The organism is Arthrobacter nitrophenolicus (genome assembly GCF_000332815.1).
GTDB lineage: Bacteria > Actinomycetota > Actinomycetes > Actinomycetales > Micrococcaceae > Arthrobacter > Arthrobacter nitrophenolicus.
In genome coordinates this window covers 1-22955 of the sequence record NZ_AOFD01000065.1, presented here as the reverse complement: position 1 = coordinate 22955, position 22955 = coordinate 1, and the positions used below count along the sequence as shown (strand labels likewise).

The window sequence follows — 22955 nt, the reverse complement described above, 5'->3', positions numbered from 1 at the left end:
CGCTGCTGCGCGCCCGCCAGGCATCACGCCGGCGCTACCGCGGCGGGACCCGGATCTACGGCGACCAGTACGCCGGCGCCGTCTGGGGTGCACCCGACGAGGGCTGGGACAGCCAGTCCGACGGCGGCAACGGTGGCGCGAACGGCCGCGCCGACGAGGGCCGCTGGATCCGCCGCGACGGCCGCGTCATCCTCCTGGGCGTGTGACCGGCCCGCGGGGAGGCGGAAGGAAGGCGAATCCGGTGGACACGAACACCATCAGTACCGGGCTCATCGAGAGCGAGGCCACCGGCCTGCTGGCCCGGCTGGACCAGATCAAGCCCTTCGTCATGCACGAAACCATGGTCCTCGCCGCCGCCCTGCCCCGGGACGCCCAGCTGCTGATTGAACGCTTCCTCCACACCGGCCGCAACGAACTCCGCGGGCAGCTCGCCCACTTCCTGGACTGGCTGGAGACTGACGGCCGGGAGTCCTCCCCCGCCGAGCAGCAGCGCCGGTTTGTCCTCATCCGGCTCCAGTTCAACGTGGTCCTGGCCCAGTTCGACCTGTTCACCGAAGTGGTTACCCAGCGCAGTGAGCACGCCACGGGCGTCTGGCTGTCCGGGCTGGACATCGTGGCGCAGGATGCGTTGCGGCTTGAAACGGCCGACGACGGCGACACCCGCCTGGTGGTTTACCTCGCCAGGGGTGCCGGTGCTGCCATCCGGCGGGCGAAGACGCGCCTGCCGGCGGGAAGCCGAACCCGGTGGGGATCATCCGGCTTCCGCGGGAGCGCATGATCGGCAGCGGAATCGCCTCCAGCCTGGTCCACGAGGTGGGGCACCAGGGGTCCGCCCAGCTCGACCTGGTGGCGTCCCTCCGGGCGGAGATCGAGCGGCGCACTGCCCGGGACCCGGACGGCGGGTGGGACGTCTGGTCCCAATGGATCAGCGAGATCGTGGCCGACATGTGGTCCGTGGCCACGGTTGGCATCACCTCCACCATCGGGCTCCTGGCCGTGGTCAGCCTCCCCCGGTATTTCGTGTTCCGGCCCGGCGGCACCGACCCGCATCCCATGCCCTACCTGCGGGTGCTGATCTCCGCCGCCATCGGCAACGCGCTTTACCCCCACCCGCAGTGGCGCGAGCTGGCGGCCGTGTGGCGGGCGATGTACCCGCTGGCCGGGCTGCCGGCAGGGCACGCCGCGTGGATCAGGAACTGCGAATCCCGGATCGGGGACCTCGTGGACCTGCTCCTGCACCACCGGGTTCCACTGGCCGGCGGCCGGGAACTCGGCACCATCTGGCCGGTACGGGAGCGGCAGCCGGAAAGGCTGCTGCGCCTCTACGAAACCTGGGGCGGCGACTTCGGGGTCATGGCCCGCCAGCGGCCGGCCCTGGTATTCGCAGTCCTGGGCCAGGCCAAGGCGGCCGGGCGCATCTCGCCGGCCGACGAAAGCTCCCGGCTGTCCTCCCTGCTTACAGCGTGGGCCGTCAGGGGCAGCCTGGACGTCCTCGACTCTCCCGCTCCCGCCGGGAGCCGCACGATGCACAACTTCACCCCAACAGCACTACCAAGGAGATAGCCATGGAATTCACCCGACGGCCGGTTACGCCGGTGTATGCCGGACAGGAAGTTGCCCTGCGTTTTGAACTGCGGGACTCGGAGCCGGCAGGACAATTCGAGTTTCAGATCATCAATACCCGTGGCGGGCAGCCCATCCCGATCGATGGCGGCAAGGGCGGCGTGGTCGCCCGGAACCTGAGCTCGGGTGAGGAGTTTGAGCGGATGGTCTCCATCCCGGAACCCGGCGAATACCAGGTCCAGTTCCGTGCAGTCCACCGGGTGGAAGCGGGCAAGAAGGCGGAGGCGGGCAAGGACAACTGGGAAGTCCTGGACACCTTCACGGCCAGGCGCAAGGAAGCCCCTCCGATTGTCCGGGTTGCCCTGGAACCCAACGCGCGGCCCGGCAGCGAGCATGCGCACCTGTGGAACTTCATCCAGAACGTCACCAGGAACCTCCGGTTCGAGCGCTTTGCCGGATTCGCCCGGCACCGGGCCGGCAGGTTGACGGAGTTCCCGGGCTACGGGTCGTTGAGCTACGAGCGGCTGCACGAGCTGGCAACGGAGTTCGTCACTGAATCGTCCCTGGCAATTCGTTCAGTCCGCCGGACTGGGACCCGGAGAAGGGCCGGGACGCCGCCATCAACGGCTCCTACGTCAGCGAGGAACGGAAAGACCAGGCGGATCCGTTCCCGCCGGACTTCCCGGAGGGCCAGGACTATCCCTTGCGGCTGGTACCTTTCGCTGAGCTGATCTACGTCTACTGGCTTGAAGAGGGCATGCTGTTCCAGAGCCTGAACCGGGTCCTTGCCCGTTTCCAGAACCGGCGGGTTGTGACCGGCGGGGATCCGCTGTCCAGGCTGGCGGTCAGCCCGCTCCTGCCGTTGCGCGGGATCCTGTGGGGACTCGCGGAAGCCGAAAAGGACCGGCTCTCCCTGCGGCGCCGGGCTGCCGAGTACGAATACCAGTACGGCCTGCAGCTGATCGGCCGGGCCATACCTCCGGCGCAGATGCTGGTGGAGCGCAGGACCCAATTCCTCAGCGCCTTCCACAGCCTGCTCCACGACTGCCACCACTTCTACAAGGAGCACAACGACAAGACCGTGGATGCGGACGCGTTCCCGCTGCTCAGCAGCCTGCGGGAGCTTCACCTGGTGCTGGCCACCGGGGCGAACAACCAGTACGCCGACATGTCGGTGACGGCCCGGATCGAAACCATGGAGGTGCAGTGGATGCTGGCCCAGCCTGAAATGCGCGAGTTCCTGGGTGGACGCACCATGGTCCCCTATGACGAGGACTGGATGGACCGGGTGGATGCCATGAAGCAGCTCCAGGGCTGGTCCGACGCGAGCATCACGCATTTCTACGACCTCGCGGTCCATGGTGAACAGTTGCTGCTTTCCGTCCGCCACGGACGCTGGAATGAATCCGACATGGATGGCGATGACGCAGAGAACTGGGCCATCAAGTGGAAGCCGTCAATCCAGCGGTACGTCCACGCCTACCGGGCAGTGACCGGGGTTGATCTGAGCGAGCGCGTGGACACCACCATGCCCTCCACGTTGCTGCAGCGCCGGCTGGCCCGGAAGCTTGTCCGGTACTGAGCATGTGTGCAGCATCCGGCTGGCCGGACTTCACCTCCGCGCTGTTCCTGGGCCAGCACCATCCCAGTGCCGGGCTCCGCCCGTGGAACGAGTTCACCACGGGCGTCCCGGCGGTGCTGCGGGAACTCCCGGCGGCGAAAGAACTTGCCTCAACCGTAGCCAGGCGGCAGCAGGCAGAGGCAGGCCTGGTGGCCCGCTCAGCCCTGCACGGGATGATGGATGTCCTGCAGGCTCTCCCGCGTCCCGGGGACCTGCTTTTGGTGGACGGGGGCGCCTACCCCCTGACCCAATGGGCGTGCAACGCCGCCGCGGCCCGGGGCGTGCGGGTGGTGACGTTCCCGCATTTCCGTCCTCCCGCCGTCGTGCCTTCCACCAGGTCTTCGCCTTCCACCCGCACCTGGCTGGTGACGGACGGCTGGTGCCAGGGGTGCGGCCGGCCCGCGCCCCTCGGCCTGATGAGGGCGGCCGTTGAAGGGACGGGCGGGCAGGTGGTGGTGGATGATTCCCTGGCGTTCGGGGTACTGGGGCAACGGGATTCCGACGGCGGTTTCGGGGACGGGACGGGCACGGCACGATGGCAGGGGCTGACCCATGACGGCGTGGTGTGGCTCGGTTCGCTGGCCAAGGCGTACGGCACGCCGGTCACGGTGATCACCGGGGACCGGGGCGCCATCAGCAGGGTGGCCCGCCGGGGCGGGAACCGGCTGCACAGCAGCCCACCCTCGGCAGCGGATCTGGGCGCCGGCCTCAGCGCCCTCCGCAACGCCCGCATCCCTGGGCTGCGGGACCGGCTGTGGCGGCTGACGCGCTGGCTGCGGCAGGCCCTCCGCAACCTCGGTCTGATCCCGCACGGGCTGCCCTTTCCCGTTGTGGGAGTCCACGTTGACCCGCCGCTGCTGGCACGCGAGTGGAGGGCCGGCCTAGCCGCGCGCGGACTGCAGGTCCTGGTCCAGCTGCCGCGCTGCCGGCCGGGCGCACTGCTGTCAGCGGTGGTGCGGGCGGACCACTCGCAGGCGGACCTGGACCGGCTGGTGCGGGGACTTGCCCTGGTTGCCCGGGACAGGCGGGCGGCCTGATGATCGTGGATTCACATGTCCATGTGGGCACCGCCGGTGTTCCGCTGGGCCCCGCAGACCCGGAGACCTCCTTCGCTGTGTGGCGGAGCCGGGCCGCCGCCGTCGGAATTTCCCGCGCTGTCCTGATGGCGGCGCCGGTGGGTTCCTACGCGGCTGCCAACCGGGCCGTTGCCCGGCTGGCACAGCGGGAACCGTCCAACTGGCTTTGGTACGTGTTCGTCAATGCCGTTGCGGACCGCGGCCATGTTGGTGCCGTGGTAGCTGCGGCCCATACGCACGGGGCCTGCGGCATCAAAGTGCACTGGTCTGACGGAATGGCCACGGACGAAGTGGCACTGGCCGCGTCCCGTTTCGGGATGCCCGTGCTCTTCGACCCGCGGGGCGACGTCCAGGTTGTCGCCCGGCTGGCGGCCCGGCACCCCGGGGTGCCCTGGATCGTGCCGCACCTGTCCTCCTTCGCGGACGACTGGCGTGCACAGCAGCGCTCATTGATGTCCTGGTTCGCGAGCCCAACGTCTTCGCGGACACGTCAGGCGTGCGGTACTACGACCTGCTGGAAGAAGCCATTGCCCGCGCCGGTGCCCGGAAGGTGCTGTACGGCAGCGACGGGCCGTACCTGCATCCGGCGCCGGAGCTCGCCAAGATCCTCGCCCTGGGCCTGGCGCCCGAAGACCGGGACCTCGTCCTGGCCGGCAACGTGCTCCGGCTGACCGGCCCGGCGCGGAAGGCCGGCCGCCACGTCACCCCTTCCATCTCCAGGAGGAACACAGCATGGGTCTGACCGGATCACCCGTTACCGCGGCCGGGCTTGCCGAGATCAAGCCCCACAACGACGCCGCCATCAGGAAGGGCCTGTACCAGCTACGCGCCTACCTGCTGCAAAGCAATGCCGCCCGCGGCACCGGCAAACCGTCCGGCGGGCCGCCGTCGGCAGGGGCAAAGCGCCCGGCGTGGATTGCTGGCAGCGAGCCTGAACGGACCTCCGTGTGGCTGGTGACATATTCGCCCTGGTCGCAGAAGGGCCCGCCCACCCACGTACGTGTATTCGCGCACGAACTGAAAGCCACCGAACTGCTTAAGAAGGGACCCCTTCCTGCCCTGGACCGCCTTCTGGTTTCACGCCGTGAACTTCCCAAAATCGAACTGCCGAAGGTGATGCCCTTTCCTCACCCATCGAAGCATGGCCTGTTCGGGCTGGCGGTGGAGCCGCTGGTGCGCGACAGATTCGCCGGCGCCTTCCAGCGGCCCCTGGCCGGGCGCCAGCGGGTCCGAAGGAAAGGGCCGGACGTCCTGTGGCGTGAGCTTGGGGACCTCTTCCGCGAACTTGCCGACGAGACCGGGGACGGCTACTGGCGGGAGGTTGCGGGTGAACTGTCTGCGGGTTAGTTGCCGCTGGGGGCCTTCCTGGCCTGCCGTTGCTGGACGGCACGGTCAGTAAGGCCGAGCATGGCGGCCGCCGCGTGCACGTTTCCTGCGCTGCGTTCAACGGCCACATCCACCGCCACCTCCGCCGCACGGTCCTTGATCTCGCGCAGGCCCAGGCCCATGTCCACGGCCCAGGCCACCGCGGACCGGAGGGGGTCGGCCGCGCTGATTCCGGTGGCGGCGAGCGCAGCGGGCTTGACGACGGCGGGACGGTCCTCCCGGGGCAGGTCACCGGGGGTGATGGACCCCGGGCCCACATGCCGGGCCGCGATCCGGAAGGCCAGCTGCCGGAGGTCGCGCAGGTTGCCGGGATAGCTGCGCCGGAGCAGGACATCCTGGACGGCTGGGTCCACGTCCGGGTCCGTGCGCACCCCCGTGGCTTCCCGGCAGAAACGGGCGAACAGGCACGGGAGATCCTCCAGCCGCTCCCGCAGCGGCGGCATGGTGACCACCGACGCCGCGATCCGGTGGTAGAGGTCCGTGCGGAAGCTCCCCCCGGCGACCTCCGCGGCCAGGTCGCGGTTGGTGGCACAGATCAGCCGGAACTTGCTGTGCTGCCACCGGTCGCCGCCAACCCGCTTGTACGTGCCTTCCTGCACCACGCGCAGGAGCTCGGGCTGCAGGTCCAGGGGAAGTTCGCCCACCTCGTCAAGGAACAGGGATCCCTGGTCGGCGCCGGAACAGGCGCCCGTCCGCACGCTCACTGCACCGGTGAAGGCACCCCGCTCGTGGCCGAACAGCTCGCTGCCCATCAGGGTGGGAACAATGGTGGTGCAGTCGACGATCACCAGGTTGCCGTGCCGGCGGCTGACGGCATGGGCAACCCGCGCGGCCAACTCCTTGCCTGTCCCCGTCTCGCCCTGGATCAGGATGGGGCCCGCCCAAAACGTGCAGCCACCACCAGGTCCCGGAGGGCCGCCCTCAAAGCGGGGCTTTGCCCGGAGAACTGGTCCCGGACCTCAACAGAGTCCAGGACGGATTCAACCTCTTCGGCACGTTGCAGCCACGCCATTGCCGCTGCCACCTGGCCGAGCCACGCCACGCACTCCGCCGCGCCCGCCTCCAGCACAGGCCATGGCTTCAGCCTTCCGTCCCGGGGTCCGATCACCATGACCCGGCTGCCGCTGTATCCGGCAGCCGCAAGGGCAGCCCTCAGGTCCGGGGAATCGGATGCCGCAAAGATGATGCCGGCCGGACCGGTCCCGACGGCGTCCCCCAACTCCAGGTCCACGGTGCCGGCACGCAGCTCGGCAAGGGCCTCCTGGACCCAGTCCTGCCGGCCTGTCAGGTCCACCACCCACGGCATAGCATCCCCCCGCAAAGTCCGGCTGCGCGTTCCGTCCAACCCGAGGAAGCTGACCACGTGCGGCGTTACTGCCCCGTTACTCCCGACGGTGATGACAGCCGCGGGTGCAATCGGCAGAATATTTCCGGTTTGATGCAGTGCGTCTCCTCGCGGCCCAGTCCACGGTAGTTTCGGAAATATATTGCGAAGAATGAGATTCCGGGCCACACTTGGCAGAGGTGTGGGGTAAAACCAGCAGTATATTGCGGGAAAGGTGAACGGATGGGGGACGCTGCGGACATCGGGGCCAGCATCCGGCGTGCGCGCAAAGAAGCCGGCATCACCCAGGAGACCCTGGCGGACCTTATTGGCACCTCCGCGCGGACGGTGCACGCTATCGAGACAGGGAGGGGAAACCCGTCCCTGGCCACGGTTGCCGCGGCCGCCAATGCCGTGGGGCTTCACCTCAAGGCAGTCGATGCCTGACGATCTGCGCTACCTCAAGTTCGTCCGCAGCGCCGATGTGTACAAGGGCGGGCGCCTGGCCGGGCATTTGAACCGCACGGACCGGGGCAGCGTGGTGTTCTCCTACACACCTGGCTACCTGGAGGCCGAGGGCAAGCCTGTGGCCACCACACTCCCCCTCGCCTCCGGACCGGTGGAAGCTCCCAGCGGAGCACTTCCGGCGTTCTTCTCCGGGCTCCTGCCCGAAGGCCACCGCCTGACCGCCCTCAAGGACGCCGTGAAGACGAGCTTCGGCGATGAACTCAGCCTGCTGCTGGCGGTCGGGGCCGACGTACCCGGTGATGTCCAGGTTGTCCCGGAGGGGGCGCCGGCGGCAGATCCTCCGGCCCTGGCGGACACCTCCCGTCCGGAGGACCTGGACTTTGCCGCCCTTGCCCACGCGGTGGATACCCACGGGCTGCCCGGGGTCCAGGCGAAAGCCAGCGCCTCGATGCTGACCACCCCGCTCACGCTGGCCCACCACCGCTACCTGCTCAAACTCGATCCACCCCGGCACCCGAACCTGGTGGTGAACGAAGCCGCCCACCTGGCCGGGGCAAAGCGGCTCAAGATCCCCGTTGCCAGACACAGCGTTGTCACCGACCGGAACGGCCTTCCCGGGCTGCTTGTTGAACGCTTCGACCGCGGCCAGGACAATGGCCTGGTCCGCCTTGCCCTGGAGGACGCAGCCCAGGTCCTGAACCTGCCGCCGGCGTCCAAGTACGCGGTCAGCTCCGAGGAAGTGGCGCTGGCGCTGGGCGGCCTGTGCAGGGCAAAGGCTGTAGCAGCCAGGAACCTGTACCTGCAGTTCGTCTTCGCCTGGCTGACGGGCAATGGTGACCTGCATGCCAAGAACGCCGCAATCCTCGAGGGCAGGAACGGGGGCTGGATGGTGGCTCCGATGTACGACATCCCCTGCACGCTGCTCTACGGTGACGACTCCATGGCCCTGCCCATTGCCGGAAAGGTCAAGAACCTCAAGGCCCGGCATTGGCGGGACTTCGCCGCCGGCATCGGCCTGCCGGAAAGGGCAGCAGCCGCCGCCAACAAGGTGGCCCTGTCCGCAGCTTCGGCGATCGACCTGGAAGCCCTCCCGTTTACCGGCTCGCCCTTGCGCGGGACGCTGCGGGAACTGCGGTTCCGCCGGGGAGAGCTGGCCGGGAGCGCCTAAAGCCACGCCTCCCCTTTACCGGAAATCGGCGGCGCTTTCCTTGGCAACCTCCAGCAGTGTTGTCTGGAACGCGACTTCAGCGGCGGCACGCACCCTGTCGTGGCGGTGCGCCAGAAGCACCCGCCGGGCCGGTGCGCTCGAGCCCAGGGACACGATGCTGACGCCAGGATGTTTGTTCACCACGGCCGTCCGCGGGGCAAGGGCTACGCCCAGTCCTACACTGACCATAGCCTGGGCCTCCTGGTAGTCGTTGGCGTGGAAGGAGATCCGGGGGACGAACCCCGCTGCCTGCGCACTTCGGTGCAGGACTTCGAGCACAGGGTGCTCCTCTTCCCGGACGATCCACTCTTCCTTGGCCAGGTCCGCCATGTCCACCTGCTTGCGGCGGGCCAGCCGGTGGTCCTTGCCGACGATCAGGGCGGTGGCGTCCTCGAAGACAGTCGTGAGCGCGAAGCTTTCCGGGTTGAGCCTGTTCCACTCGTAGTCCCACAGCAGCGACATCCCCACCTGGCCGTTCTCCAGCATCTCGATGAGCTCGTTGAAGCGGCTGCTCCGGACGTGCAGGTCGATGGCCGGGTACTGCGCCTTGAATCTGCTGATGACCAGCGGCAGGAACGACCCTCCAAGCGTGGGGAAGGTTCCCATGGTGAGGCTGCCCCGGTTGAGGCCCGCGATCTCAGCGAGGTCCGCTTCCGCAGCCGCCATCTGCCGCAGGATCTTGCGGGTGTGCGCCGTCAGGACGTGGCCGGCGTCGGTGGGCACCATCCCCCGGGCCTGGCGCTGCAGAAGCGGCTGGCCCACTTCCGCCTCCAGCCGGCGCAACTGCTGGGAGACTCCAGACGGAGAGTACACGTGCTTGTCTGCGGCTGCGGTGATGGACCCGAGCTCCACCACGTCCAGCAGCAGTTCAAGCCTTCTGATGTTCAGCATCCGGCGGTTCCTCCTTGAAGTATTCCTTACACCCCCTTGCTGATTTTATACAAACTATTCATCCGGACTGCCGCTCTGCGGCCTTTTGGCCCCCACTTTCCCGCGCAGCGGAAAATGACGCCACTTTAGACGCTCAACGCCACCCTCTTGATTGAAGTAAAAGTGAATGCAGGTGTACTTTTTGGCGTTTGTAATTCATCTAGGACGGGCATCACACTGGGTTAGGCCAGCACGGCTGAAGGCCCAATCCGGGGCCGCGGGAAAGGTGAAAGCAAACATGTTCAAGATCCCAGCTACGTGGATGCGTGGAGGAACCAGCAAGTGCTGGGTCTTCGAATGGGACAGCCTCCAGGTTCCGGGCAAGACCGTGGACGAGGTGCTCCTGCGCCTCTTCGGCAGCCCGGACAACCGCCAGATCGACGGCGTTGGCGGCGGCACCTCCACCACCAGCAAGGCCGTCATCCTGTCCCGGTCCGTCAGCGAGGACGCCGACGTCGACTACACCTTCGCGCAGGTGGGCATCGATGAGCAGCGGGTTGACTGGGGAAGCAACTGCGGCAACTGCTCCGCCGTCGTCGCCCCCTACGCCATCGAGCGCGGCTGGGTTACGCCAGGCCCGGAAACGACGGCGGTCCGCACCCTGAACACCAACACCAACCAACTCATCCTGCAGAAGGTGGACACACCGGGCGGCGAACTGGGGCACTCAGGCAGCCAGATGATTCCCGGCGTTCCGTTCCCGGGCATGCCGGTGGGCATGGGCTTCTTCGACCCGGCCGGCAGGACCACAGGCAAACTTTTCCCCACCGGGGAACCGCAGGACAAAGTCACCTTCGACGGCCGCCAGGTACCCGCCACGTTCATCGACGCCGGAGCCCCGGTGGTCATCGTCGAAGCCGAAGCGGTTGGCCTGACCGGCCACGAAACCGCTGCCGAAATCGACACCCGTACCGAGCTGCTGGTGCACCTGGACGACACGCGCCGCGACGCCGCCGTGCAGATGGGACTCGCCGCAACCCGGGCGGACGCCGAACGCGCCATCCCCAAGCTCGCACTCGTGGCCAAGGCCGACGACGGAGACGAGGCGGACCTGGTAGTGCGGATGCTCTCCATGGGGCGCCTGCACCCGGCCCTGGCCATCACCGGAAGCGTTGCCCTGACCATGGCTGCGCAGCACGAGGGAACGGTCGCTTCCAACCTCATCAGCAGCGACGTCTCCGCCGGCGTCACCATGCGGACCCCTGCCGGCCTGGTCCAGACCTGGGCCGAGACCCGCGAAGGAACCCCGGTTGTGGGCGCACTCCGCAGTGCCCGCCGGCTGGCCGACGCCGAACTCCTGCTCCCCGACACCTGGTAACAGTCCACACCATAGCGGACGCCGCAGGGCGCCCGTCCCCAACAAAGGACACCTCAATGACGAGCCAAAAATCATCCCTGGAACCCCCCGGGGACCTGCAGGCACCTGAGCCCACAGAACTCCCCGACCCGCCGAAGCACTCCCGGCGCACCATCCTCTCCGCAGTGGGCGCCCTGGCCGTGCTCGGCCTGGGCACCACAGTCCTCGGCGAAGGGCTCCTGAACCCGCCGTCCAGCACCGAGGACGGAAACTTCGACGGGGAAACACTGGAATTCCTTATCCCGCTGGCTTCCGGCGGCGGAACCGACACTTGGGCCCGCTTCATCGGCACCGAACTGACCAACTACGTGCCGGGCCGCCCCGGCTTCGCACCCGTCAACGAAGCCGGCGGCGAAGGCATCTCCGGCACCAACAAGTTCAGCCGGTCCGCGAAGGACGACGGTACAGAGATCCTGGTAGGCACCGCCTCGACGGTGGTGCCCTGGGTCCTGGGACGCACCGCGGTGAAGTACTCCTTCGAAAACCTGCAGCCCGTCGTCGTCAACGGCACCGGCGGTGTCATCTACGCGCGGACCGAAGCCGGCGTCAACGGCATCCAGGACCTCATCAACCGGGACAAACCCCTGGAGTTCGGCGGCATCAGCGCCACCGGCCTGGACATCACCACCCTGGTGGCGTTCGACCTCCTCGAAGCCGACGTCACCTCCACCTTCGGCTTCGAGGGCCGCGGCCCGGTGAACCTGGCGCTGCAGCGCGGCGAAATCGACCTGGACTACCAGACCACGTCAGCCTACGCTCCGCCATCGAAGGCATCGCCAAGGAGGGCAAAGCCACCGTCCTGATGTCCTTCGGCCAGCTGGACGGGTCCGGCGAAGTGGTCCGGGACCCCAACTTCCCGGACGTCCCCACCGTCCCCGAGGCCTACGAACAGCTGCACGGCAAGAAGCCCTCCGGTGAAAAGTTCGAGGCCTACAAAACCCTCCTGGGCCTGACCTACACGTACCAGAAGGGCCTCTGGGTCCCGGAAAAGACTCCCGAAAAAGCCGTGACGCTGCTCCGCGAATCAAGCGAAAAGCTCGGCGCCGACAAGGACTTCCAGGCCAAAGCGGCCAAGGTCCTCGGCGGATACCCCCTGGTGGCCGATGCCGACATGGCAGACCGCGTCAGGGCCGCATACACCGTCAGCAGCTCCGTCAGGTCCTACGTCAAGGACCTGCTCGAGAGCAAATACAACATCCACGTTGAATAAGGACCACCATGCTTGATTCCGCTATGGCAGCGCTGGCATCACTTGCTGATCCGTCCCTGCTGCTGATGCTCCTGATCGGCGTCGTCGCCGGCCTGGTCATGGGCCTCATCCCGGGACTGGGCGGCACCGGCGCCGTCGCGATCCTCCTGCCCATCACCTTCGGCATGGAACCGCCCCAGGCGCTGGCGCTCCTGATCGGCGCCCTCGCCGTCGTCCATACCTCCGATACCGTCTCGGCCGTGCTGCTCGGCGCGCCGGGCTCGGCCTCCGCCAGCGTCACCATGCTTGACGGCTACTCCATGGCGAGGAAGGGCCAGGCCGCCAGGGCACTGACGCTGGCTTTCCTGTCCTCCATGGCAGGCGGCATCATTGGCGCCATCGGCCTGACCCTCGCCATTCCGCTGGCCCGGCCCCTGGTCCTCTCGTTCGCCAGCCCCGAACTGTTCATGCTGACGGTCCTCGGCGTCGCCCTCGCCGCCGTGCTGTCCCGCGGCAACATCATTAAGGGCATCTCGGCCGGCCTGCTGGGCCTGGTCCTCGGCATGGTGGGCACCTCCCCCACCACGGCGGAAGAGCGGTTTACCTTCGGCAGCCTGTTCCTGGGTGACGGCCTTTCCCTCGTGGCTGTGGCGCTGGGCATCTTCGGCCTGGCCGAGATCGCCTCCCGCGCCAGCCAGCGGCGCGGCCAGAAGGAAAACATCACCCTCGGCGGCGGCTGGGGCAAGGGCATCAAGGAATGGCTGACCCACTGGAGCCAGGTAATCCGCGGCGCCCTGATCGGCATCTGGGCCGGCGTCCTGCCGGGCGTCGGTGCCACCGCCGGCACTTGGCTGGCCTACGGCCAGGCCGTCGCCACCGCCAAGGACAAGCGCAAGTTCGGCAAGGGCGACCCCCGCGGCATCGTCGGCCCCGAAAGCGCCAACAACTCGGTGGAAGCCGGCGACCTGATCCCCACCCTGCTGTTCGGCATCCCCGGCGGCGTCCCCTCGGCCATGCTCCTGGGCATGCTGCTCACCTACGGCATCCAGCCGGGCCCGTCCATCATCACCGAGCACCTGGACCTGATGTACCTCATCGTGTGGTCCTTCGCCATCGCCTCGATCCTTGGCGCCCTGTTCTGCTTCCTGAGCGTCAAGCAGCTCGCCAAGCTCACCAAGGTCCCCTTCGCCGTCCTGGCTGCAGGCCTCGTTGCCGTGATGCTGCTGGGCTCCTTCCAGGAGGGCGGACAGCTCGGCGACCTCTGGGTCATGATCATCCTCGGCGTGTTCGGCTGGCTGCTGAAGTCAACCGGCTTCCCGCGGGCGCCGTTCCTGATCGGCTTCGTCCTGGCCATCCCGCTGGAGCGCTACTACTTCCTCACGGACAGCCTCTACAACGGCCTCGACTGGATGGCACGCCCCGGCGTGCTGGTCTTCCTGGCCATCCTGGTGCTGCCCATGATCTGGGCCTTCATCAAGTCCATCCGCGCCCGCCGCAATACCAACCTCGACGACGGCCACCGCGACGAGCGTCCCGAAGACGACGAGAGCCCGCTGAAGAACTCCACCTGGTCCCTCGCCGCAGCCGGCATCTTCGCCGCCGCCTTCGCCGCGGCCCTGATCGCCTCGCAGTCGTTCTCACCCGAGGCGCGCCTGGTGCCGCAGCTGGTGAGCATCGGCGGGCTGGTCTTCTCCGGCATCCTGCTCTTCATCGAGATCAGGACCCGGCTTCGGGCCAGGACCGCCGGGGCAGGATGGACACTCGACGCCGGCTTCGCGATGAAGACCTTCCTGTGGATGACAGCGTTCCTCGCCCTCACTGCCGGGTTCGGCTACCTCGTGGCTGTCACGGTGTTCATCCCGGCGTTCCTGCTGATCGTTGCCAGGGCCCGGCTGAAGGTGGCCATCATCTACACGGTGGCGCTCTATGTGGTGCTGCTCGCCCTGCCCTCGCTCCTCCCGATCGACCTGCCGCAGGGCTGGCTCAACACGCTCATCTAGCTGCACCCCCATCTACCCGAAAGAAGCAAGACAATGACGGTTCTCGTTGCCTACGCCCCGGCCCCCGAAGGCCGGGAAGCCCTCACCCAGGGCATCGCCGAAGCAGTCCTCCGGAAGTCCGACCTCCTGATCGTCAACGTGGGCCGCGGCCACCATGGCCTCGAACCGCAGGAGATGAAGGACATCGAAAGCCAGCTGCAGGCTGCCGGACGCGGACTGACGGTTGAATCATCTGTCCTCTCCGACCCCGGGGACGCCGTCATCCAGATCGCGCAGGACAGGGACGTGGACATGATCGTCGTCGGCCTGCGGCACCGCTCGATGGTGGGCAAGCTCATCCTGGGCAGCACGGTCCAGCGGATCCTGCTGGATGCCACCTGCCCGGTCCTCGCGGTCCGCGCGGACCGGCTCAACTAACAGTCCGGACCGTTCGACGGCGGTCCTCACCGGCAGCCGGCACCCACCGGCAGGCGTGTCCCCACCCCGCATTCCATCGCAACAGGAACCCCGAAGGACGGGCGCGGGAGAAGGGCACGCCGCTGAAGGAGGCAGGCGGACCCATGGTCCTCCTGCCTCCTTCCCCCACGTCCAAAACGTCAGCAATAAAAGGAATCACCTTGCCCACCACCCGACTCCAGCCAGGCACCGCCAGGCAACCCGCGACGCCGCAGCCGGTCCCCAACTGGTGCACCCTGTCCAGGAAGGACGAAGTGGAGATCCGGCAGAACGGCCGGACCATCGCCACCGGCCGCATCGACCTGCTCGCTTTCGACGGCAGCATGCTGTGGATCCACCGGGACCAGGGAAAGGGCCGGGCCCTCTTCCTGCACAGCGACGGCGTCACAGTTTGCCGGCGTACACCCCAAGCCACGAGGAGCGACTCTTGACCAAGACAGCGGAACGCACGATTGACACCGCACCCGCGACGCGGGAGCAGGCGAAGGACGCGACCAAGGGGCAGGGCAGCGGGCGGCGCCGCCGTATGCTACTGGTGGCAGTGGCCGGTGTCCTGATTTTGGGCCTGGCCGCGCTCGTGCTGGGCGGGAACATCTTCGGCCCGGACGCCGCCACCGAACCGGAGCCGACCTTGACCGCCACACAAATCATCCCGCTCGCCATCCTCGTGGTGATGTTCGTCGTCGCCACCAAGTGGCCCCTGAACATTGGCGTCATGGGGCTGGTGGCCTCGTTCGGCGTCGGGTACTTCCTGCTCGGCATGAACGACAAGGAAATCCTGGCGGAGTTCCCCGCGAGCATCGTCCTGACCATTATCGGCGTCACCTACTTCTTCAGCATGGCGCAGCGGAACGGGACCATCGACATCGTCGTCCAGTCCTGCGTGCGCCTGGTCCGGGGCAAGACCATGGTGCTGCCCTGGGTGTTCTTCCTGCTCGCCGCGGCCCTGACGGCACTCGGCACCTTCTCGCCGGCCGCCGTCGCGCTGCTCGCACCCGCGGCCATCGGCTTCGCCTACGAGTCCCGCATCCACCCCGTGGTGATGGGCGCGTTCATCATCAACGGCGCCCACGCCGGCGGTTTCTCCCCGCTGTCCGTGGCGGGCGTGCTGGTGCACAACATCGCCGAAGAGAACGGCTTCCCCATCTCGCAGGGAGCGCTCTTCGCCGCCAGCTTCGCCATCAACCTGATCCTGTCTGTGCTCACCATCGTCGCCTTTGCCCTGCTGGGCCGGCTGCGCGAGGGTTCTGCCGGGCAGCACGCCGACCTGGACACCTCGGCGCCGATCCGGCCCCGCGGCCAGCAGATCCTGACGCTCGTGCTGATCGCCGTCATGCTCGTCTGCACGCTGGGGTTCCACATGCCCATCGGCTTCGTGGCGCTCTCCGCCGGGCTGGTGCTGGCGCTGATCAACATCAAGGAACACCAGACCTTCATCGGCGGGATTTCCTGGTCCACGGTCCTGCTGGTGGCCGGCATGATCACCTACGTCTCGCTGCTGCAGCACGTCGGTGTCATCGACACGCTCGCCGAGATGGCGCTGGCCCTGGGCGCCCCACTGCTGATCGCCCTGGTGCTCTGCTTCGTCATCGGCATCGGGTCCGCCTTTGCGTCCTCCACCGCGCTGCTGACCGCTTTCATCCCGATGGCCGGTCCGCTGCTGGCCACCAGTTCGCTCAGCGCCTCGGGCACGGTCGCGGCGCTGGCCGTCGCCGCCACCGTCGTCGACGTCTCGCCCTTCTCCACCGACGGCGCCCTCGTGGTGGCCAACGCCCGCGAAGACGACCGCCAGCGCGTCTACCGCCAACTGATGATCTACGCCGGCGCCGTCGTACTGGCCGGCCCGGTCCTCGCCTGGGCCCTGCTGGTGCCTACGGGCATCATGTAGGCCGGGCCGGGGAGCCCTACTTTTCGGCCAGGTCGTCCGCCACGCGGCGCAGGTCCTGGACCCAGCCGGTTGACCGGTTGGTGCCACTCACACCGGCCTCAAAGTTCGCCAGCGCCTCCGCCATGAGTTCCAACGCTTCGGACACGTTCGTTTTGACAGCGGTATAGCCTTCGTCCGATCGGGGGTCCGACGAAGCGGAGAGCAGCAGCTCCGCGCCGGATTTGATGACCAGTGAGGCTTCGTATTCGTTCACGCTGATACCCCGCATCTTCGGAATGTTCGACGGTTTGGACAGGTGCTCCGCCAGCCCAACCATACCCCCGGGGCACGAATGGGCGAACCGAAAAACGAGTAGCCACCACTCGTGTATCCGCCATGCCTGCCGCGTACCGTCGGAAAAGGGTTGAGCCAGCAGCCCGTGAGTGGGTCGTGGGCTGTCAGGGAGCACATGTGGCATTGGAGCTGAGGAAACACAGGGCGCACCATCCCGCGGCGCCCGGCGACGGCGGCGGCGACGCCGCGAGGCCCCGCTGGCAGGCGGTGCCGTACCGGAAGAGGCATACTACGCCGGCCGGAGTCCTGCTGGATCTGCGGGCAGAAAGCTCCGCCGCATCCCTGGACCTGCTCCTCGCGGCGGCGTCATCAACCCTGCAGGAGATGGTGGCCTCCCCGTTCGACTGCGCCATGACCCTGCCGCGGCGACGTGGAACCCAGCAGGCGGTGGGATCCAACGCGAGCGCGCTGGGGCTGGCCTGGGAGGAGCAGGAATACGGGGACGGTCCCGTGTCCCGGGCTCTTGCCGGAAGGGTGGCAATCATCGCCAACGGCTACCTCCCGCATCCCGACTGGCCTGACTACTGGCGCGTCCTGGAAAACGCCGGCTACCGCTCATTGCTCTCCGTACCGGTGCCGCTGGGGTCCGGACGATTCGCCGCGCTCACCCTGCTCTCCGCCCGGGACAACGTGTTCACGGCGGCAGTCACCGCCGCCGCCACGGCGTTCGGGAAGAGGGCAGGCAACAGCTATGCGGTCGCCGAGGAGTTCCGGGCCGCCCGCTCATCCGCCGCCCAGTTGACGTCGGCACTTGAAAGCCGCCCCATCATCGACGCGGCCTGCGGCGTGATCATGGCGCAGAACAAGTGCTCCTACGAGGCCGCCTTCGAGATCCTGGCCAAGGCCTCAAGCCACAGGAACATCAAGGTCCGGCTGGTGGCGGAAGGCATCCTGCAGAACGTTTCCGGCACGCATAAGCGTTCATGACGCGCATGCTCCCTGCCGCGACCGGAATTCAAGCCGCGGCAGGGCATATGCGCAGCGGAAAAGGCCCCGGCAGTGCAGCTCAGCTCAAGAAACGCACAATAAATCCCGGAGCTGGAGATAACCCCTTCCCATCTGGCGTGCGGCTTTCTAGGGTGGCCATCACAAGCCCCTTCAGGAGGACCTGAGGGGCAGTGCATGCCGCAACCAGTACGCCAAGAGGAACAGCTGATGGACCGGGTAAGCCCAAGTATGCAGCCCGCAAGGAAGCAGCCAGCAGCGCGCGCCACGGACAGGCCAGCCGCGCCCTATCAAGCCCCAAACCGTAAGGCGATCAGCCGCGAACACCAGTTGCGGCAGCTCATCAACGACCTCGCGGACCTTGCAGCCAAACACCGCCCGCCACACCAGCAGAAGCCGGCCAGCGCGTAAGCGGGACATGCCTGCGCAAAAGGACCCGGAGCATGCTGGTCCCGGGCAGTTCGCGCCTTGGGGGCTAGGATGCCAGCATGGGACTGATCATCACACTGCTTATCATCTGGCTCGTTCTGTCCATCCTGGGCCTCATCATTGAGGGCCTGCTGTGGCTGGCCTTCATCGGCCTGGTGCTGTTCGCCGCCACCGTCGTTTGGGGCTGGGTGAAGCGCAGGGCCCGCACGTAAGGCCCGGTCCTGGCCGGCTGCGAAAACTGCAGCGGCCAGGGCTTCGGGCCTTTGTTATGGGCGCATCTGCCTTCCACCGGGTCAACCGCCGCGAAAACTCCAATGGGCGGCTACAGGGTGCTCAAGAATGCTCCGGTTTTACACGTCCCGGCGTTCGGCGCTGCCCCGGCCCAGCAGAAGCCCGGCCGCGAGCATGACCAGGCCCAGTACCGCATGCAGCCAGTTGTCCGCGGTGTTCACGGGGATGAAGTTGGCCGTGGACGCCTGGTCGATCAGAAGCCCGTAGAGCCAGAGCACCAGATAGACGGCGCCGCCACCGATCAGGAAATACCTGGACTGCGTTGCAGTCCTGCCCATGATCAGGCCGGCTGCACCGAACAGGAGGTGGACGATGTTGTGCAGGATCGACACCTGGAAGACGCCCAGGAGCATGGCCCCGGATTCATGGCCCGCGAAGGTCATTTCCGAGTAGCTCGTTGTGATCCCGGGGATGAACCCGAGGATACCAACGAGGGCAAAAACGGCCCCCGCCGTGAGGGCGGTGATCTCGATAGCCGTGCGATGGTGATGGGCACCTATGCCCGGATGTGCTGATGACGCAGACATGCTTAGCTCCCTCGAAATATTGCGTTTGAATTGGGCTTCAGGTCAGAAGCGGCCCCGCCGTTGCATCTGCGGCATAAGGGTGTAGTTCAAGCTTCAACCCGTAGAGATCCGGATCTCAGAGGCTTTAGTCCCCCTCTTTCTGCTGCAACCACCGGAGGGGTCTTTTGTCCCTGTCGCCCCTGCCGGACACGGTATGTACTTGTCAGACACCGCGCGGTTCCTTCAGCCGCAACACCCCCGAGGGCCGCGTCCCGTACCCCGGTGCAAGGAGCAGGCATGAGGGAACAGCATCCGCCAACGCTGAGGTTCCTCGGCGCAACCGATACCGTCACGGGTTCCCGCTACCTGATCCATTCCCAGAACAGCCGGATCCTGGTGGACTGCGGGCTTTTCCAGGGCTACAAACGGCTCCGCGACCGCAACCGCATGCCGCTCCAGCTCAATCCCGGGAGCCTCGATGCAGTGGTCCTCACGCATGCCCACCTGGACCACACCGGTTACATCCCGGCCCTGGTGCGGGACGGCTTCCACGGCCCGGACTACGCGACGGCCGGGACAACGGAACTGTGCAAACTGCTGCTTCCGGACAGCGGATACCTCCAGGAGGAGGAAGCCCGTTATGCAGACCACCGGGCATCCTCGATGCACCATCCCGCTGTGCCCCTCTACACCGCCGAAGACGCCGTCCGGTCGCTCAACAGCTTCAAAGCGCAGGACTTCGATGCACCGTTCAAGATTGCCGGTGGCATCGAAGTGACTTTCGTTCCGGCCGGCCACATCCTTGGCGCCGCCAGGTGCGCCTGCGGCTGGGAAGCCGGACCATCCACTTCACCGGAGACCTCGGCCGCGCGCGTGACCCCCTCATGTATCCGCCCCGTGGTTTGGAACCGGCCAACGTCCTGGTAACCGAGTCCACTTACGGCAACCGGGTCCACCCGGCGGGAAACCCGGAAGCCGAGCTGGGTGAGATCATCACCCGGGTCGCCAAGCGGCAGGGCGTCATCATGATCGCAGCGTTTGCAGTGGGGCGGGCCGAGACGGTCCTGCTGCACCTGTCCCGCCTGCTGGCCAAAGGCGCCATCCCCTCCATCCCCGTGTACCTGAACAGCCCGATGGCCATCGACGCGTCCGACATGTACCAGCGCCACAGGGAGGAACACCGGCTCAAGCAGCATGAGTTCGAGGCCATGTACAAAGTAGCCAAGCCCGTCCGCAGCCCCGACGACTCCAAGCTCCTCAATCTCCGCGGCGGGCCCATGATCATCATCTCCGCCAGCGGGATGCTGACCGGAGGACGGATCCTGCACCACCTCGCCGCCTACGGACCCGACCGCCGCAACGCCATCATTCTCAGCGGATACCAGGCCGGCGGAACCAGGGGCGCGTCCCTGGCCGCCGGGGAAAGGCACGTCCGCGTCTACGGCCAGGAGGTCAGGATCGAGGCAGAGGTCATCCAGATGGAAGGGCTCTCAGCCCACGCGGATTCCAACGAGCTGGTCCAATGGATGAAGTCCGCCCCCGAGGCCCCGGCCATGACTTACGTGACCCACGGGGAGCCGGACGCCTCCGATGCCCTCCGGCTGCGCCTCAAGCACGAACTCGGATGGCGTGCGCGCGTCCCGGAGCATCAGGAGACCATTTCCCTGGACAATCCGCGCTGACGGAGGAACCCCCCACGGCCCACCGTCCCAGGCCCCGGCCGGCCCCCCAATCCGCACCGGCCGGGGCCTGGTGCCATACTGGTCGGCGGGTGTCAGGGCCGCCGCTGGTCGAAGCAGAACCCGCACACGCAGCGGTAGGTGAGCAGTCCGCCGTCGTCCGTCCCGTCCGGTACACCGGCGGAACCCGGGTGGCCCACTATCTGCATCTCCTCCCCGCAGTGCATGTGCGTGGCAAGCATCCGCCGCACCTGCGGGTCTTCCGGATGCCTTGCCTGGCCCGCCGTTTTTAGCTGTGCCATGACCGCTTCCTTTCAGCCCAGCGAAGCGAGGAGGTCGGCGCAGGCCTGCTCGCAGCGCCGGCACGCTTCGGCGCATACCTCGCAGTGCTTGTGCTTGGCGGCATGCTGTCCGCACTCCTCCGCACAGGCCTTGCAGGCAGTCCGGCAAGCCGCCAGCACAGCCCGGGTGATCTCGGGGGCGGTGCCGGTCTGCCGGCTCAGGATCTTTCCCGTGGCCACGCAGATATCCACGCAGTCAAGGTTGGTGCGGATGCACTTGGTCAGCTCGGCCACCATCTCCTCGCTGAGGCAGGCGTCCGCGCACGCAGTGCACGTCTGGGCGCACTCAAAGCACGCCTGGATACATTCGGTAAGTTTGGCTTTATCGACGTTTCCCGCACCTTGGGGGTGGACGTCCAGCATCGATTGAACATGAGTCATTGGTCTGTCTTTCCAGGTGTAGCCGGTAGTGATTTCGGTGCAACAGCGGCAGTGTTTATGTCCGACTGACCGAAAGCTGGATGACCGTAAGCGCCGGCAGATCCGGCTCGGACGGCACAGGGGAAAGAACCTCGCCGCCTTCTTCCCGCAGGAGCAGGGAGGGCCCATCCACAGCGCCCGTCCTCAACGGCGCCGGCTCGCCGCGCGGGGCCTGCCGGCGTTCACAGCAGTCCCGCTCCATGGACTCGGGGTCCAGCAGCGCGCTGGCATAGTGCGTCACGGGTACAACCGGAGAGTCCGACGACGGCGGGGCACCAGGGCCGGGAAAGGTTGCCTGCAGCGGCGGTACCTCAGTGGGCGGCGCGCCGGAATCAGCAGGCTGGGCGGGTCCCGCCAGCAAAGTGGCGGGCGCAGTCAGGAAAGGTCCATGCCCCACAAGGGCGTAGCGGGTGCCGTGCGTGTAGGAGGCCGCCCCCGCCACAAGGAGGACCAGGAGGATGCATACGAAAAGGCTCCGCGCCGATACAAGGCAGCGAAGGATCCCCTCCGGAGTGCAGTTGAGCGTGGCCATCGACCACTTCCTGGTGGACACCTTAAACAGCCTAGCTTCGTATCCGCGTGGGACAGGTCACACCTGCATTACTTTTCCACCCCGGCCCGGCCAGCGGCAGTTTGACACCCGGCTTGCTCCGGCCGGTAGCGCTGTCTGGCCCCTGCCGGGAGCCCGGGCCGTTACAGGGGCATCAAGAATGCAGCAGGGCCATCACGAGTGCGTAACTTCGCTTTGTCAGGACCTGTCCGGTGCCTAGCCTGAATAGTGAAGGCCTGCGTGGTAGGGCAGGCCCAAGAAGGCGAAGTGCAATGCCATTGTCCGATGAAGAGCGCCGGCGGCTCGAAGAGCTGGAAAACCTTCTCAGCGCCCAGGATCCCTCCCTGGCCCGGAACCTGCAGGAAGGGAAGCAGGACAACCAGGTCCCCCGCCGGATGGTCTTTGCCACCCTGGCCTTCTTAGCGGGCCTGGTGCTTGTCCTCATGGGGGTGGCAACGCAGGTTCTCGTCATCGGCGCCGCCGGCTTCCTGCTCGAATGCGCAGCAGCATACTGGTTCCTGGAAGCGCAGGCCGCCCAGCCCCGGAGCCCGATGTTCCCGTCCCGCTTCTTCAAGCCGAAGCACTGACTGACCAAACAAACGGTCTTTGACTTAGTACCCGGCCAGGTCCCGCTCCCGGATCAGGCGGCCGGCTGCCGCGGCCAGGGCGATCGCGATGGCGGCCATCAGCACGGCGCCGGCGGGATCGAACGCCTCGGCAGGCATCGCGGACGAATGGCGGAACGGGCTCAGGTCCTGCATCCACACCGGCAGCCCCAGCAGTTCCCCGAACTGCCCCAGCACCAGTCCCACGGCCAGGAATCCCCAGCCGACGGCGCTGCTCCACCGGGACGCGAGCGCGAACACCAGCACCGTCACCGCCGGAAAAACCAGCGCCGCAGGAACATGGGCCAGCGCCGCCGCAAAGACGGTACCCGCGCCGCTGCCCCCGGCCTGGGAGACGGTGAGCACCGCTGCAGCCGCGGCTCCCGCGGCC

29 protein-coding genes and 2 pseudogenes are annotated in these 22955 nt (G+C 67.2%); 21 read left to right on the top strand and 10 right to left on the bottom strand.

From position 1 onward, the window contains the following. From G205_RS21970 to G205_RS17860, 6 genes are all read left to right on the top strand, one after another. Positions 1 to 206 (top strand): hypothetical protein (locus G205_RS21970; protein WP_035753682.1); only part of this gene is annotated, 206 nt, incomplete at its 5' end. Between the two features lie 35 nt (positions 207 to 241). Further along, the gene (locus tag G205_RS22205; protein WP_200859195.1) at positions 242 to 778 is read left to right on the top strand and encodes a hypothetical protein; all 537 of its coding nucleotides are present in this window, start codon (positions 242 to 244) and stop codon (positions 776 to 778) included. Next, positions 775 to 1563, top strand: a complete 789-nt coding sequence (locus G205_RS22200; protein ID WP_200859194.1) for a hypothetical protein — start codon at positions 775 to 777, stop codon at positions 1561 to 1563. The genes G205_RS22205 and G205_RS22200 overlap by 4 nt, the downstream gene beginning before the upstream one ends. Before the next feature lie 2 nt (positions 1564 to 1565). Next, the gene (locus G205_RS17870; protein ID WP_009359236.1) at positions 1566 to 2294 is read left to right on the top strand and encodes a hypothetical protein; all 729 of its coding nucleotides are present in this window, start codon (positions 1566 to 1568) and stop codon (positions 2292 to 2294) included. After that, entirely contained in the window at positions 2267 to 3145 is an 879-nt protein-coding gene (locus G205_RS17865) for a hypothetical protein (RefSeq protein ID WP_009359235.1), read from the top strand. The genes G205_RS17870 and G205_RS17865 overlap by 28 nt, the downstream gene beginning before the upstream one ends. 2 nt (positions 3146 to 3147) lie before the next feature. Further along, a complete protein-coding gene (locus G205_RS17860; protein WP_009359234.1) occupies positions 3148 to 4221 on the top strand; it encodes a pyridoxal phosphate-dependent aminotransferase family protein in 1074 nt (357 codons plus the stop codon). An 11-nt stretch (positions 4222 to 4232) separates the two neighbouring features. On the opposite strand, the gene G205_RS21365 is transcribed toward G205_RS17860, so the two are convergent. After that, entirely contained in the window at positions 4233 to 4667 is a 435-nt protein-coding gene (locus G205_RS21365; RefSeq protein WP_009359233.1) for a hypothetical protein, read from the bottom strand. On the opposite strand from G205_RS21365, the gene G205_RS21360 reads away from it, so the two are divergent. Together G205_RS21360 and G205_RS17850 are read left to right on the top strand one after the other, a co-directional pair. Next, positions 4652 to 5002 carry an amidohydrolase family protein gene (locus G205_RS21360; protein ID WP_152419618.1) on the top strand — a complete coding sequence of 117 codons (351 nt, stop codon included), beginning with the start codon at positions 4652 to 4654 and terminating at the stop codon, positions 5000 to 5002. The genes G205_RS21365 and G205_RS21360 overlap by 16 nt on opposite strands. Next, complete coding sequence (locus G205_RS17850; protein WP_009359231.1) at positions 4993 to 5607, top strand: hypothetical protein; 615 nt, start codon at positions 4993 to 4995, stop codon at positions 5605 to 5607. The genes G205_RS21360 and G205_RS17850 overlap by 10 nt, the downstream gene beginning before the upstream one ends. Here G205_RS17850 and G205_RS17845 read toward each other — a convergent pair. Together G205_RS17845 and G205_RS20735 are read right to left on the bottom strand one after the other, a co-directional pair. After that, positions 5604 to 6482 (bottom strand): sigma-54-dependent transcriptional regulator, encoded by an 879-nt coding sequence (locus tag G205_RS17845; protein ID WP_009359230.1) that lies wholly within the window; start codon positions 6480 to 6482, stop codon positions 5604 to 5606. The genes G205_RS17850 and G205_RS17845 overlap by 4 nt on opposite strands. A gap of 29 nt (positions 6483 to 6511) precedes the next feature. Next, positions 6512 to 6943, bottom strand: coding sequence for a hypothetical protein (locus G205_RS20735; RefSeq protein ID WP_152419617.1), 432 nt, complete (start codon positions 6941 to 6943; stop codon positions 6512 to 6514). Between the two features lie 270 nt (positions 6944 to 7213). On the opposite strand from G205_RS20735, the gene G205_RS17840 reads away from it, so the two are divergent. Together G205_RS17840 and G205_RS17835 are read left to right on the top strand one after the other, a co-directional pair. After that, a complete protein-coding gene (locus tag G205_RS17840) occupies positions 7214 to 7417 on the top strand; it encodes a helix-turn-helix transcriptional regulator (RefSeq protein ID WP_009359228.1) in 204 nt (67 codons plus the stop codon). After that, positions 7410 to 8606 carry a type II toxin-antitoxin system HipA family toxin gene (locus G205_RS17835; protein ID WP_009359227.1) on the top strand — a complete coding sequence of 399 codons (1197 nt, stop codon included), beginning with the start codon at positions 7410 to 7412 and terminating at the stop codon, positions 8604 to 8606. The genes G205_RS17840 and G205_RS17835 overlap by 8 nt, the downstream gene beginning before the upstream one ends. 15 nt (positions 8607 to 8621) lie before the next feature. Here the strand turns inward: G205_RS17835 and G205_RS17830 are convergent, their stop codons facing one another. Beyond that, on the bottom strand, positions 8622 to 9536 hold the full coding sequence (locus G205_RS17830) for a LysR family transcriptional regulator (protein ID WP_009359226.1): 915 nt from the start codon (positions 9534 to 9536) through the stop codon (positions 8622 to 8624). 277 nt (positions 9537 to 9813) lie between these two features. Here G205_RS17830 and G205_RS17825 point away from each other — a divergent pair, with 277 nt between their 5' ends. The 7 genes from G205_RS17825 (at position 9814) to G205_RS17800 (ending at position 16465) form a co-directional block, all read left to right on the top strand. Beyond that, entirely contained in the window at positions 9814 to 10893 is a 1080-nt protein-coding gene (locus G205_RS17825; protein ID WP_009359225.1) for a PrpF domain-containing protein, read from the top strand. 56 nt (positions 10894 to 10949) lie between these two features. Further along, positions 10950 to 11735: a type 2 periplasmic-binding domain-containing protein gene (locus G205_RS17820; RefSeq protein WP_052014186.1), complete on the top strand. Its 786-nt coding sequence runs from the start codon at positions 10950 to 10952 to the stop codon at positions 11733 to 11735. After that, positions 11735 to 12142 carry a type 2 periplasmic-binding domain-containing protein gene (locus G205_RS22195; RefSeq protein WP_052014185.1) on the top strand — a complete coding sequence of 136 codons (408 nt, stop codon included), beginning with the start codon at positions 11735 to 11737 and terminating at the stop codon, positions 12140 to 12142. Before G205_RS17820 ends, G205_RS22195 begins: the two co-directional genes overlap by 1 nt. A gap of 8 nt (positions 12143 to 12150) precedes the next feature. Beyond that, on the top strand, positions 12151 to 14121 hold the full coding sequence (locus G205_RS17815) for a tripartite tricarboxylate transporter permease (RefSeq protein ID WP_009359224.1): 1971 nt from the start codon (positions 12151 to 12153) through the stop codon (positions 14119 to 14121). 33 nt (positions 14122 to 14154) lie between these two features. Then, positions 14155 to 14538: a universal stress protein gene (locus G205_RS17810; protein ID WP_009359223.1), complete on the top strand. Its 384-nt coding sequence runs from the start codon at positions 14155 to 14157 to the stop codon at positions 14536 to 14538. Between the two features lie 200 nt (positions 14539 to 14738). Then, positions 14739 to 15008 (top strand): hypothetical protein, encoded by a 270-nt coding sequence (locus tag G205_RS17805; RefSeq protein WP_035753680.1) that lies wholly within the window; start codon positions 14739 to 14741, stop codon positions 15006 to 15008. Continuing rightward, positions 15005 to 16465, top strand: coding sequence for an SLC13 family permease (locus G205_RS17800; RefSeq protein ID WP_009359221.1), 1461 nt, complete (start codon positions 15005 to 15007; stop codon positions 16463 to 16465). Before G205_RS17805 ends, G205_RS17800 begins: the two co-directional genes overlap by 4 nt. Positions 16466 to 16481: 16 nt before the next feature. Here the strand turns inward: G205_RS17800 and G205_RS17795 are convergent, their stop codons facing one another. After that, complete coding sequence (locus tag G205_RS17795) at positions 16482 to 16733, bottom strand: hypothetical protein (protein WP_200859193.1); 252 nt, start codon at positions 16731 to 16733, stop codon at positions 16482 to 16484. A gap of 182 nt (positions 16734 to 16915) precedes the next feature. Between G205_RS17795 and G205_RS17790 the strand changes: the two genes are divergently transcribed. Both G205_RS17790 and G205_RS22190 read left to right on the top strand, forming a co-directional pair. After that, positions 16916 to 17725, top strand: a complete 810-nt coding sequence (locus tag G205_RS17790) for an ANTAR domain-containing response regulator (RefSeq protein WP_052014183.1) — start codon at positions 16916 to 16918, stop codon at positions 17723 to 17725. Between the two features lie 506 nt (positions 17726 to 18231). Continuing rightward, on the top strand, positions 18232 to 18384 hold the full coding sequence (locus tag G205_RS22190) for a hypothetical protein (protein ID WP_009359217.1): 153 nt from the start codon (positions 18232 to 18234) through the stop codon (positions 18382 to 18384). Positions 18385 to 18522: 138 nt separating this feature from the next. On the opposite strand, the gene G205_RS17775 is transcribed toward G205_RS22190, so the two are convergent. Next, positions 18523 to 18990 (bottom strand): DUF4383 domain-containing protein, encoded by a 468-nt coding sequence (locus G205_RS17775; RefSeq protein ID WP_035753678.1) that lies wholly within the window; start codon positions 18988 to 18990, stop codon positions 18523 to 18525. A 276-nt stretch (positions 18991 to 19266) separates the two neighbouring features. Here G205_RS17775 and G205_RS17770 point away from each other — a divergent pair. Then, positions 19267 to 20651: pseudogene (locus G205_RS17770) on the top strand (MBL fold metallo-hydrolase RNA specificity domain-containing protein). 92 nt (positions 20652 to 20743) lie between these two features. Here the strand turns inward: G205_RS17770 and G205_RS17765 are convergent. Genes G205_RS17765 through G205_RS17755 form a run of 3 tightly spaced genes read right to left on the bottom strand, consistent with a single transcriptional unit; the run spans position 20744 to position 21941 of the window. Further along, positions 20744 to 20950, bottom strand: a complete 207-nt coding sequence (locus G205_RS17765; protein WP_009359215.1) for a hypothetical protein — start codon at positions 20948 to 20950, stop codon at positions 20744 to 20746. Between the two features lie 12 nt (positions 20951 to 20962). Beyond that, positions 20963 to 21370 carry a four-helix bundle copper-binding protein gene (locus G205_RS17760; protein ID WP_009359214.1) on the bottom strand — a complete coding sequence of 136 codons (408 nt, stop codon included), beginning with the start codon at positions 21368 to 21370 and terminating at the stop codon, positions 20963 to 20965. A 55-nt stretch (positions 21371 to 21425) separates the two neighbouring features. Next, a complete protein-coding gene (locus G205_RS17755; RefSeq protein ID WP_009359213.1) occupies positions 21426 to 21941 on the bottom strand; it encodes a hypothetical protein in 516 nt (171 codons plus the stop codon). 290 nt (positions 21942 to 22231) lie between these two features. Here G205_RS17755 and G205_RS17750 point away from each other — a divergent pair, with 290 nt between their 5' ends. Then, positions 22232 to 22546 carry a DUF3040 domain-containing protein gene (locus tag G205_RS17750; protein WP_083875102.1) on the top strand — a complete coding sequence of 105 codons (315 nt, stop codon included), beginning with the start codon at positions 22232 to 22234 and terminating at the stop codon, positions 22544 to 22546. Positions 22547 to 22570: 24 nt separating this feature from the next. Here G205_RS17750 and G205_RS17745 read toward each other — a convergent pair. Continuing rightward, a pseudogene (locus G205_RS17745) lies at positions 22571 to 22955 on the bottom strand (ABC transporter permease); the annotation flags it as partial.